This window comes from Pseudomonas sp. KCJK8993, from assembly GCF_046230915.1.
Classification (GTDB): Bacteria; Pseudomonadota; Gammaproteobacteria; order Pseudomonadales; family Pseudomonadaceae; genus Aquipseudomonas; species Aquipseudomonas piscis.
Genome location: NZ_JBJJLO010000001.1, coordinates 28,412 through 39,296 on the forward strand (window position 1 = coordinate 28,412; position 10,885 = coordinate 39,296).

The 10,885-nt window shown below is 62.0% G+C and carries 9 protein-coding genes; 5 read left to right on the forward strand and 4 right to left on the reverse strand.

The features are described 5' to 3' along the window. Positions 1-14: 14 nt before the first annotated feature. The gene (locus ACK6AU_RS00135) at positions 15-323 is read right to left on the reverse strand and encodes an arsenate reductase (protein WP_235777349.1); all 309 of its coding nucleotides are present in this window, start codon (positions 321-323) and stop codon (positions 15-17) included. A gap of 288 nt (positions 324-611) precedes the next feature. On the opposite strand from ACK6AU_RS00135, the gene ACK6AU_RS00140 reads away from it, so the two are divergent. Continuing rightward, positions 612-2,258 (forward strand): Na+/H+ antiporter, encoded by a 1,647-nt coding sequence (locus ACK6AU_RS00140; RefSeq protein ID WP_022642570.1) that lies wholly within the window; start codon positions 612-614, stop codon positions 2,256-2,258. 121 nt (positions 2,259-2,379) lie between these two features. Here the strand turns inward: ACK6AU_RS00140 and dapC are convergent, their stop codons facing one another. The 3 genes from dapC to map are packed head-to-tail and all read right to left on the reverse strand — an operon-like array spanning position 2,380 to position 7,151. After that, positions 2,380-3,579, reverse strand: coding sequence for a succinyldiaminopimelate transaminase (gene dapC, locus ACK6AU_RS00145; protein WP_409297115.1), 1,200 nt, complete (start codon positions 3,577-3,579; stop codon positions 2,380-2,382). Positions 3,580-3,618: 39 nt separating this feature from the next. Continuing rightward, positions 3,619-6,321: a [protein-PII] uridylyltransferase gene (locus ACK6AU_RS00150; protein ID WP_185700068.1), complete on the reverse strand. Its 2,703-nt coding sequence runs from the start codon at positions 6,319-6,321 to the stop codon at positions 3,619-3,621. Between the two features lie 47 nt (positions 6,322-6,368). Next, a complete protein-coding gene (gene map / locus ACK6AU_RS00155) occupies positions 6,369-7,151 on the reverse strand; it encodes a type I methionyl aminopeptidase (RefSeq protein ID WP_185700069.1) in 783 nt (260 codons plus the stop codon). Between the two features lie 407 nt (positions 7,152-7,558). On the opposite strand from map, the gene rpsB reads away from it, so the two are divergent. The 4 genes from rpsB to frr all read left to right on the forward strand — a co-directional run bounded on the left by rpsB (position 7,559) and on the right by frr (position 10,870). Next, entirely contained in the window at positions 7,559-8,296 is a 738-nt protein-coding gene (gene rpsB, locus ACK6AU_RS00160) for a 30S ribosomal protein S2 (RefSeq protein WP_053134469.1), read from the forward strand. Between the two features lie 202 nt (positions 8,297-8,498). Further along, positions 8,499-9,365, forward strand: coding sequence for a translation elongation factor Ts (gene tsf / locus ACK6AU_RS00165; protein WP_185700117.1), 867 nt, complete (start codon positions 8,499-8,501; stop codon positions 9,363-9,365). 207 nt (positions 9,366-9,572) lie between these two features. Beyond that, a complete protein-coding gene (gene pyrH / locus ACK6AU_RS00170; protein ID WP_007924076.1) occupies positions 9,573-10,316 on the forward strand; it encodes a UMP kinase in 744 nt (247 codons plus the stop codon). Continuing rightward, positions 10,313-10,870, forward strand: coding sequence for a ribosome recycling factor (gene frr, locus ACK6AU_RS00175; RefSeq protein WP_022642578.1), 558 nt, complete (start codon positions 10,313-10,315; stop codon positions 10,868-10,870). Before pyrH ends, frr begins: the two co-directional genes overlap by 4 nt. The last annotated feature ends 15 nt before the right edge of the window (positions 10,871-10,885 follow it).

A 10,885-nucleotide genomic window follows, 5' to 3' on the forward strand; every position in this document is an offset into this window, starting at 1 on the left:
TTGGTTGAGCAGGCTTACTTGAGCGCCGCTGCGTAAAGGTCTGGCTTGAAGCCAATCAGGGTTCTGTTTCCGAGGTCGAGCACCGGGCGCTTGATCATCGAGGGCTGCGCGAGCATCAGTTCGACGGCCTTGGCCTGGTCGAGGTCGGCCTTGCTGGCCTCATCGAGCTTGCGGAAGGTAGTGCCCGCGCGGTTCAGCACCACTTCCCAGCCGTGCTCGGCGCACCACTGGTTCAGGTGCTCGCGATCGATGCCGGAGGTCTTGTAGTCGTGGAAGTCATAGCTGACAGCGTGTTCATCGAGCCAGGTGCGCGCCTTTTTCATGGTGTCGCAGGCCTTGATGCCGAAAAGGTGCAACGTTTTGCTTGAAGCGGTCAAGGAATTGCCCCCTCTGGAGTGCTGGTAATCGAAGGTCCGGGATTATGCCACGACGGCGGCGCTTAGGCGTCGGCGGCTGCGGGGCTTTGTCGTATTGTGTGGCGCGGACCTGGGCGTTGCGACTTTCGTGCAGCGGCGTGAGCGCAGCTTAAGCGGCTAACATGGCACTTGTGCGGTGAATTGTCGCCGCGTTTGTGTGTCTGCTCTGAACGTTCGAATCAGGAACCCCGCTTTATGCAAACCGCCTATACCGTCCTCATCATGCTGATGCTGGTGAGCCTCTCGCGTCTTGTCGGGCGGGTGATTCCACTGCCACTGCCCCTGGTGCAGATCAGCGCCGGGGCCTTGCTGGCCTGGCCGACCCTGGGCCTGCACGTGGCCCTGGACCCGGAGCTGTTCCTGTTCCTGTTCCTGCCGCCGCTGTTGTTTTCCGATGGCTGGCGCATGCCCAAGCGCGAGTTCTGGCGACTGCGTGGCCCGATCCTGACCCTGGCCGTGGGGCTGGTGCTGTTCACCGTGGTCGGCGCCGGTTATTTCATCCACTGGCTGCTGCCGACCATTCCCTTGCCGGTGGCCTTCGCCCTGGCGGCGGTGCTGTCGCCCACCGACGCCGTGGCGGTCTCGGCGATTTCCCAGAACCGCCTGCCGACGCCGTTGATGCACATGCTCCAGGGCGAGGCGTTGATGAACGACGCCTCGGGCCTGGTGACCTTCAAGTTTGCCCTGGTGGCGGCGGTCACCGGGGTGTTTTCCCTGGCCAATGCCAGCCTGACGTTCGTCCTGGTGGCGGTGGGTGGCCTGGCGGTGGGCGTAGCCCTGAGCTGGTTGGTGGGGCGTTTGCGGGCCTGGATGATCGCCCGTGGCTGGGACGACCCGGCGACCCACGTGGTGTTCATGTTGCTGCTGCCGTTCGCCGCCTATGTGCTGGCCGAGCGCCTGGGCGCCTCGGGCATCCTTTCGGCGGTGGCGGCGGGGATGATGCAGAGCTGGCTCGACCTGCTGCCGCGCCAGACCAGCACCCGCCTGCTCAACCGCAGTGTCTGGTCGTTGCTGGAGTTCGCTTTCAACGGCCTGATTTTCCTGCTGCTGGGCTTGCAGCTACCGGACATCATCAAGGCGGTGGTCAGCCACGAGACGTCGCTCTGGCCGACCCTGGCCTACCGTTGCCTGGATGTGGTGGCGATCTTCCTGGTGTTGCTGGTACTGCGTTTCATCTGGGTGCAGAGCATCTGGCGCCTGTCGGGCCTGTTGCGGCGCTGGCGCGGCAAGGGCGAGCTGACCCTGGTGCCCACCGCGCGTTCCTGCTGGCTGCTGACCGTGGGCGGGGTGCGCGGGGCGGTGACCCTGGCCGGCGTGATGTCGGTGCCTCTATTCCTGGGCGCGGGTGAAGCCTTTCCCGAACGTGACCTGCTGATCTTCATTGCCGCCGGGGTGATCCTGCTGTCCCTGGTGGCGGCGTGCATCGCCTTGCCGCTGTTGCTGCGTGGCATCGTCAAGAGCCCTGACGACAAGCGCCGGGGCGAAGTGCGCGATGCCTGGCGCAAGACCGCCGAGGCGGCGATCCATGCGCTGGAAGCCGAGGAGGTCGCCGAGTCCGGCGAGGCTCCGGATGCCGCCCAGGCCGCCCTGAGCAGCGAGCTCAAGGGCCGGTTGATGGCCGAGTACCGGCATCAGCTGGAGGTCTACAACGATTCTGCCGAGGCCCAGGCCCTGGCCCAGCAGATGGACCTGCTGGAGCGGCGCCTGCGGCTCAAGGCCCTGCGCGCGCAACGGCTGGAGCTGTACCGCCTGAGCCGCCAGCATCAGATCGGCGACGATGTGCTGCGTGAAGTGCTGGCGGAACTGGACTTGAGCGAGGCGAACCTGGGATCGGTGAAATGACGCTGGTGTAGGAGCGAGCGGGCGGCGATCCGACTTGCCCGCGATACAGACGACGCAATGCACCTGATGCACCGCGTTATCGTTCATCGCGAGCAAGCCTCGCTCCTACAGGTTGGCGAGATTACTTGCGGCGCTGGACGAAATCGCGAATCCGCTCGGCGGCCTCGACGCATTCGGCCAGTGGCGCCACCAGCGCCATGCGCACACGGCCGGCGCCGGGGTTGGTGCCGTCCACATCGCGGGAAAGATAGGAACCCGGGACCACGGTCACGTGTTCCTGTTCGAACAGGTCGCGGCAGAACGCTGCGTCATCACCGGCCACGTTCGGCCACAGGTAGAAACTGCCGTCCGGGCGTTGCACATCCATGACCGGTGCGAGAATCGCCAGCACCGCATCGAATTTCTCGCGGTACAGCGCGCGGTTGGCCCGCACGTGGACTTCATCGTTCCAGGCGGCGACGCTGGCCAGTTGGGTCTGCACCGGCATGGCGCAGCCGTGGTAGGTGCGGTACAGCAAGAAGCCCTTGAGAATCTCGGCATCGCCGGCGACGAAGCCCGAGCGCAGGCCCGGCAGGTTGGAGCGCTTGGACAGGCTGTGGAACACCACGCAGCGCTTGAAGTCCTTGCGGCCCAGCTCGGCGCAGGCGCTGAGCAGGCCGGGCGGCGGCGATTGCTCGTCGAAATACAGCTCGCTATAGCATTCGTCGGCGGCGATCACGAAGTCGTGCTCGTCCGCCAGCGCGATCAGCTTCTTCAGGGTTGCCAGCGGAATCAACGCGCCGGTGGGGTTGCCCGGCGAGCACAGGAACAGGATCTGGCAGCGCTGCCAGATCTCGGCCGGTACCGCGTCGAAGTCCGGGTTGAAGCCATTCTCGTCCAGGCACGGCAGGTAGTGCGGCTTGGCCCCGGCCAGGAACGCTGCGCCCTCGTAGATCTGGTAGAACGGGTTGGGACTGACCACCAGGGCGTCCTCGCCGCGGTTGACCACGGTCTGGGTGAAGGCGAACAGCGCCTCGCGAGTACCGTTCACCGGCAGCACGTTACGCGCCGGGTCGATCCAGCCCTCCGGCACGCCGAAGCGCCGCTCGCACCAGGCACCGATGGCCTCGCGCAGGGCCGGGATGCCCAGGGTAGTGGGGTACACGGCCATCTGGTCGAGGTTGTTGGCCAGGGCCTCGGCGACGAAGCTCGGCGAGCGGTGCTTCGGTTCGCCGATGGACAGGGCAATGGGACGCTTGTCAGGGTTGGGAGTGACGCCGCCGAGCAAGGCGCGGAGCTTTTCGAACGGATAGGGCTGCAGCTGGTTCAGAGCGTTGTTCATCGGTGCGGGGTCTCGATCAAAGCGTCGGGTCATGACCTGTCAGATGCTCAGGCGGGTCATTTCGATAGTCGGTTCATGGCTGACGCTCAACTGGCTGACGATCGCATCCTGCAGGCGACTGCACAGCTGGGGGTCGGAAAGGGGCTGGTTGTTCGCGTCGGTAATGAAGAACACGTCTTCCACGCGCTCGCCCAGGGTGGCGATCTTGGCGTTCTGCAGCGACAGGTCGAACTCCAGGAAGATCTTGCCGATGCGCGCCAGCAGCCCCGGGCGGTCGGGGGCGCTGAGTTCCAGCACGGTGACCGGGCGCTGGGCGTCGTTGTGGATGGTCACCTCGGGGGCGAAGGCGAAGTGCTTGAGCTGGCGCGGTACCCGGCGCTGGATGATGGTCGGGTAGTCGTCGGGATTGCGCAGGGCATCGGTCAGGCCCTTGCGGATCTGCTCGACCCGCTGCGGATTGTTGCCGATGGATTCGCCGTCGTTGTCCAGGACGATGTAGGTGTCGAGGGTGAACTGGCTGCTGGAGGTGATGATCCGGGCGTCATGGATGTTCAGGTTGAGCTGGTCCATGGCGGCCACGGTCACGGCGAAGAAGTCGTGCTGGTCGGGGGCATAGATGAAGATCTGCGTGCCGCCCTCGAACTCGCGCTGGGTGATTTCCTTGATCAGCACCAGCGAGCCGCCGTCGGCCGGCTGCTGGAGGATAGCGTCGCTGTGCCAGGCCACGTCGCCGGCGGTGTGGCGCAGGAAGTAGTCGTCCCCCAGCTGTGACCAGAGTTGTTCGACCTCGTCCGGGTCGGTGCCATTGCGCACCAGGATATCCAGGGCCGCGCTCTGGGTCTGGCGGATCTGTTCCTCGCGATCCACCGGGTTCTCCAGGCCGCGCCGCAGGGCCCGCTTGGTCTCGGTGTAGAGCTGGCGCAGCAGGCTGGCGCGCCAGGAGTTCCACAGGCTGGGGTTGGTGGCGTAGATGTCGGCCACGGTCATCACGTAGAGGTAGTCCAGGCGGGTCTGGTCCACCACGACCTGGGCGAAGTCGTGGATCACCTGCGGGTCGGAGAGGTCCTTGCGCTGGGCGGTGGTGGACATCACCAGGTGGTTCTGCACCAGCCAGACGATCAGCCGGGTGTCCCATAGTGGCAGCTGGTGGCGGATGCAGAAGGCCTCGGCGTCCACTGCGCCGATTTCCGAGTGGTCGCCTTGCCGGCCCTTGCCGATGTCGTGGTAGAGGCCGGCCATGTAGATCAGCTCCGGCTTGGGCAGCTTGCCCATGAGCTTGCTGGCCAGCGGGAATTTCTCGGAAATGGGCGTGTACTGCAGTTTGCGCAGGTGCTTGATCAGGTTCAGCGTGTGGGCGTCCACGGTATAGATGTGGAACAGGTCGTGCTGCATCTGCCCGACGATGAAGCCGAACTCGGGCAGGTAGCGTCCGAGAATGCCGTAGCGGTTCATCCGCCGCAGGTTGCGGTGGATACCGATCTCGCACTTGAACAGCTCGATGAACAGGCTGGTGTTGCGGATGTCATGGCGGAAATCGTCGTCGATCAGGTGCCGGTGCTCGCGCAACAGGCGGATGGTGTCGGCGCGCACGCCCTTGATCTCAGGGTGCTGGGCCATCAGCACGAAGATCTCCAGCATCGCGAACGGGGTGCGCTTGAACACCTTGTCGTTGATCGCTTCGATATAGCCGTCGTGCAGCTGGAAGCGGGCGTTGATCGGCTGGGGCGGTGCTTCATCCTCGGGCGCGAGGATCACCTCTTCGAAGTGCTGGATGATCAGGTCGCTCAGCTGGGCGATGCTCATCACCACGCGGTAGTACTGCTGCATGAAGCTTTCGATGCTCTGCTTGGCGTCTTCGCCCTCGAAGCCCAGCAGGGTCGCGATGGAGCGCTGGTGGTCGAGCAGCAGGCGGTCTTCGGCGCGTCCGGCGAGCATGTGCAGGGCGTAGCGCACACGCCAGAGGAACTCCTGGGAGGACGCCAGCAAGGCGTTCTCGCTTTCCAGCAGGAACCCTTCGCCGGCCAGGGCCCGCAGGTTCAGGGTGCCGTACTGGCGGCGGGCGACCCAGAGAATGGTCTGGATATCCCGCAGGCCGCCTGGCGAGCCCTTGACGTTGGGCTCCAGGTTGTACTCGGTATCGTTGTACTTGTGGTGGCGAGCCTTTTGTTCGGCGTGCTTGGCCAGGAAGAAGTCCTTGCTCGGCCACATGTGTTCGGTGCTGGTGACTTCCAGCATGCGTTGGCGCAGGCGCTCGGGGCCGGCAATGGTGCGGCTTTCCATCAGGTTGGTGATCACCGTCAGGTCGGCCCGGGCCTGTTCCGCGCATTCATCCACCGAGCGCACGCTTTGCCCCACCTCCAGGCCGATATCCCAGAGCAGGGTGAGGAAGCGTTCGATGGAGTCGCGAAAGATCTCGTGGTCGGCGCTGTCCAGCAGGATCAGCAGGTCGATGTCGGAGTAGGGGTGGAGCTCGCCGCGCCCGTAGCCGCCGACCGCCACCAGGGCGATGTCGGCTTCGGCGCTCCAGTTGAACTGGTCCCAGGCCTTTTGCAGGATGTTGTCGATGAACCAGGCGCGGTCTTCGATGAGCCGGCGGATTTCCCGTCCGCTGCGAAAGCGGTTGTCGAGCACTTCCCGTGCCTGGCGGATGGCTTTCTTGAAGGCCGCGATGGGGCTGGCCTTCAATGCCAGTTCCGCCTGGAACTGGCCGCGGTCGAAGAGTTCGGGATCCACCTGCGGCATCGATTGCTTTCCTTTCTATCTATAAGGTCGGGGCGCGACGGTGTGGATCAGGCGGAGACCCGGGCGATGGTGTCGTCGCTGCGCAGGGTGAAGATCTCGTAGCCGGTCTCGGTCACCAGCAGGGTGTGTTCCCACTGCGCCGACAGCTTGCGGTCCTTGGTGATGGCGGTCCAGCCATCGCCCAGGACCTTGGTGTCGGCCTTGCCCTGGTTGATCATCGGCTCGATGGTGAAGGTCATGCCGGCCTTGAGTTCCATGCCGGTGCCAGCGCGGCCGTAGTGCAGGATCTGCGGTTCTTCGTGGAACACCTTGCCAATACCGTGGCCGCAGAATTCACGGACCACCGAGAAGCCGTTCTTTTCGGCGTGCTTCTGGATCACTTCGCCGATATCGCCCAGGCGGCACCCCGGCTTCACCAGCTCGATGGCCTTGTACATGCATTCCTGGGTGATCTGCGACAGGCGCTCGGCCCATACCGGCACGGTGCCGACGTGGAACATGCGGCTGGTGTCGCCGTGGTAGCCGTCCTTGATGACGGTCACGTCGATGTTCAGGGTGTCGCCATTCTTCAACGGCTTGTCGTTGGGAATGCCGTGGCACACCACATGGTTGATCGAGGTGCAGATGGACTTGGGGAAGCCCTTGTAGTTCAGCGGGGCCGGGATGGCGCCTTGCACGTTGACGATGTAGTCATGGCAGATGCGATCCAGCTCTTCGGTGGTGACACCGGGTTTGACATGCTCGGCGATCATTTCCAGCACTTCGGCGGCCAGTTTGCCGGCGACACGCATTTTGGCGATGTCCTCGGGGGTTTTGAGGGTGACGGTCATACAGGCTCTCTTGACGCTCAGGGGCGCGATAAACACGGGATGGCCAGAAAACCGCGCTCGCCAGGCCTTGGCCTGAAATAGGGTCGCGAGGTTTTCGGAAGCCGCAAAGATGCGATTCTAACAGAGGCTCGGCGCAAATCCGCGGTTGTGCCGGTGCTTGCCTTTGTCCAAGGGGCATTCTGGACCGATTCCAGGGGCAGGGCAAAAAACCGCGTGGATCGGCGGATGTGAAACCGGGTTCCGTTTTTGCCCTTGCTGTGATATAAAATGCGCCGCTTTCCGGGGATGCCCCTGAAAAGCCCAAACCCACACACGTGTCGACACGATGACCTGGGTGCCCTCAGCTCAAGCTGTTGGTTGGTCATTGGGATACGTGGAGGCCTAACCCGACTTATTAAGGAACTATCATGTCCCAAGTCAACATGCGCGATATGCTGAAGGCCGGTGTGCACTTCGGCCACCAAACCCGTTACTGGAATCCGAAAATGGGCAAGTACATTTTCGGCGCGCGTAACAAGATTCACATCATCAACCTGGAAAAAACCCTGCCAATGTTCAACGAAGCCCTGACCTTCGTAGAGCGTCTGGCCCAGGGCAAGAACAAGATTCTGTTCGTCGGCACCAAGCGTTCCGCTGGCAAGATCGTTGCTGAAGAAGCAGCACGTTGCGGTTCGCCGTACGTCGATCACCGCTGGTTGGGCGGCATGCTGACCAACTACAAGACCATCCGTGCTTCCATCAAGCGTCTGCGTGACCTCGAAGCTCAGGCTGAAGACGGTACTTTCGCCAAGCTGACCAAGAAAGAGGCGCTGATGCGCACTCGCGATCTGGAAAAGCTGGATCGCTCCCTGGGTGGTATCAAGGACATGGGCGGTCTGCCTGATGCACTGTTTGTGATCGACGTTGATCACGAGCGCATCGCGATCACCGAAGCCAACAAGCTGGGCATCCCGGTCATCGGCGTTGTCGATACCAACAGCAGCCCGGAAGGCGTTGACTACATCATCCCAGGCAACGATGACGCCATTCGCGCCATCCAGCTGTACATGGGTTCGATGGCCGATGCCGTGATCCGTGGCCGCAACAACGTTGCTGGCGGCACCGAAGTGTTCGAAGAAGCTGCAGCACCGGCGGCTGAAGCCTGAGTAACTGACGCTTAGCGTTTACTCAGTACGCAAAAAGGGGGCTTGGCCCCCTTTTTGCCAACTCGAAAAACATTTTGTAGCAGGCCCCGACAGTTTCTGTAATGCGTGGCTGCTATGAAGTGGATTCGGGGTAGTGCCCAAGAATTGAGCGCCCGTTCAATCGGGTGGAATGGTTGAGAACCTATCCAAGAGGATTTTGAAAATGGCAGAGATTACTGCAGCGCTGGTTAAAGAACTGCGCGAGCGTACCGGCGAAGGCATGATGGACTGCAAGAAGGCCCTGACCAAGGCCGGCGGCGACATCGAGAAAGCCATTGATGACATGCGTGCCTCCGGCGCGATCAAGGCTGCCAAGAAGGCTGGCAACGTTGCCGCTGAAGGCGCTATCGCCATCAAGGACGACGGTAAAGCCGCTGTTCTGCTGGAAGTGAACTCGCAGACCGACTTCCTGGCTCTGCAGGACGACTTCAAGGCGTTCGTTGCTGCCAGCGTGGAAAAAGCTTTCGCTGACAAGCTGACCGACGCAGCTCCGCTGATCGAAGCTCAAGAAGCTGACCGCCTGATCCTGGTCGGCAAGACTGGCGAAAACGTCAACATCCGTCGTCTGGCCCGCGTCGAAGGTGATGTGGTCGGTACTTACCTGCACGGTAACAAGATCGGTGTTGCGGTTGTTCTGAAAGGCGGTTCCGTAGAGCTGGCCAAGGACATCGCCATGCACGTAGCTGCAAGCAACCCTGAGTTCCTGCTGCCATCGCAAGTTTCCGCCGAAGCCATCGAGCGCGAAAAAGGCGTCTTCATGCAGCTGAACGAAGACAAGATGAAGGGCAAGCCAGCCGACATCGTTGAAAAAATGATCGCTGGCCGTATCAGCAAGTTCCTGGCCGAGGCCAGCCTGGTTGAGCAAGCTTTCGTCAAGGATCCAGAAGTCACCGTTGGTGCCCTGGCCAAGAAAGGCGGCGCTGAAATCGTTTCCTTCACTCGTTTCGCCGTAGGCGAAGGCATCGAGAAGAAAGAAGACAACTTCGCCGAAGAAGTTGCTGCACAACTGGCTGCTGCCAAGCAACAGTAAGACGGTTTTACAACTGTCGCCCGAAAGAGGCTGCCCGCTCACGCGCGCAGCCTCTTTTCAAATGGGTAGGGCGATTTTGTTGTCCGCTTCCGGAACCGGCTTACAAAGCCGTGTTCTGATGGCGCTGTGACAGCGTCAAGCTAGAGTGAACGCAAGCTGCAAACAGCTCGCAAAGAATTTTTAAATACGCCGCAGGAGAGATTCGCAATGGCTCAGCAGGGCAGTGGTTATCAAGCTCGCTATAAACGCATTCTACTCAAGCTTAGCGGCGAGGCCCTGATGGGCTCGGAAGAGTTCGGGATCGATCCCAAGGTGCTGGACCGCATGGCGCTGGAAGTCGGCCAACTGGTCGGTATCGGTGTCCAGGTAGGCTTGGTGATCGGTGGTGGCAACCTGTTCCGCGGTGCCGCCTTGAGCGCTGCCGGCATGGATCGGGTCACTGGCGACCATATGGGCATGCTGGCCACCGTCATGAACGGTCTGGCCATGCGCGACGCGCTGGAACGTGCCAATATCTCGGCCATCGTGATGTCGGCTATTTCCATGGTTGGCGTGACCGATCACTATGACCGCCGCAAGGCCATGCGCCACCTGAACTCCAAAGAAGTGGTGATCTTCGCGGCCGGTACCGGTAACCCGTTCTTCACTACCGACTCTGCAGCATGCCTGCGGGCCATCGAGATCGACGCCGATGTCGTGCTCAAGGCGACCAAGGTCGATGGTGTTTACACTGCAGATCCATTCAAGGACCCGCATGCCGAGAAGTTCGATCATCTGACCTACGATGAAGTGCTGGATCGCAAGCTGGGAGTGATGGATCTGACGGCTATCTGCCTGTGCCGCGACCACAAGATGCCGCTGCGGGTCTTTAACATGAACAAGCCCGGCGCCCTGCTGAATATCGTGCATGGTGGCGCTGAAGGAACCCTGATCGAGGAAGGCGAACAATGATCAACGAAATCAAGAAAGACGCCCAGGAGCGCATGAAGAAGAGCCTGGAGTCCCTGGCTCATGCGTTCGGCCAGATCCGCACTGGCAAGGCGCACCCCAGCATCCTGGGTAGCGTGATGGTGCCTTACTACGGCGCCGACACTCCGTTGAGCGGCGTCGCCAACGTGACTGTGAAGGATTCCCAGACCCTGCAGGTCGTGCCGTTCGAGCGCAATATGCTGGGCGCCATCGACAAGGCCATTGGCAGCGCCGGCCTGAACCTCAACCCAACCAACCTGGGTGAGTTGCTGCTGATCAAGATGGCGCCGCTGACCGAGGAAACCCGCAAGGGCTTCACCAAGCAGGCACGCGCTGCTGCCGAGGACGCACGGGTTGCGGTACGCAACATTCGTCGTGATGCCCTGGGCGAGCTGAAGAAGCTGTCCAAGGACAAGGCCATCAGCGAAGACGAGGAGCGCCGCGCCGGTGCTGAAATCGACAAGCTGATCAAGGAGTTCGAGGGCCAGATCGCCAAGGCGACCGAGGAAAAAGAAAAAGACCTGATGGCCGTATAAGGGTCAGGACGTTTT

Excerpts from the sequence above, each read along its gene's own strand:
- frr (WP_022642578.1), top strand. The coding sequence starts at position 10,313 with ATGATCAACGAAATCAAGAAAGACGCCCAGGAGCGCATGAAGAAGAGC.
- pyrH (WP_007924076.1), top strand. The coding sequence starts at position 9,573 with ATGGCTCAGCAGGGCAGTGGTTATCAAGCTCGCTATAAACGCATTCTA.
- ACK6AU_RS00150 (WP_185700068.1), bottom strand. The coding sequence starts at position 6,321 with ATGCCGCAGGTGGATCCCGAACTCTTCGACCGCGGCCAGTTCCAGGCG.
- ACK6AU_RS00140 (WP_022642570.1), top strand. The coding sequence starts at position 612 with ATGCAAACCGCCTATACCGTCCTCATCATGCTGATGCTGGTGAGCCTC.
- map (WP_185700069.1), bottom strand. The coding sequence starts at position 7,151 with ATGACCGTCACCCTCAAAACCCCCGAGGACATCGCCAAAATGCGTGTC.
- dapC (WP_409297115.1), bottom strand. The coding sequence starts at position 3,579 with ATGAACAACGCTCTGAACCAGCTGCAGCCCTATCCGTTCGAAAAGCTC.
- rpsB (WP_053134469.1), top strand. The coding sequence starts at position 7,559 with ATGTCCCAAGTCAACATGCGCGATATGCTGAAGGCCGGTGTGCACTTC.
- ACK6AU_RS00135 (WP_235777349.1), bottom strand. The coding sequence starts at position 323 with ATGAAAAAGGCGCGCACCTGGCTCGATGAACACGCTGTCAGCTATGAC.
- tsf (WP_185700117.1), top strand. The coding sequence starts at position 8,499 with ATGGCAGAGATTACTGCAGCGCTGGTTAAAGAACTGCGCGAGCGTACC.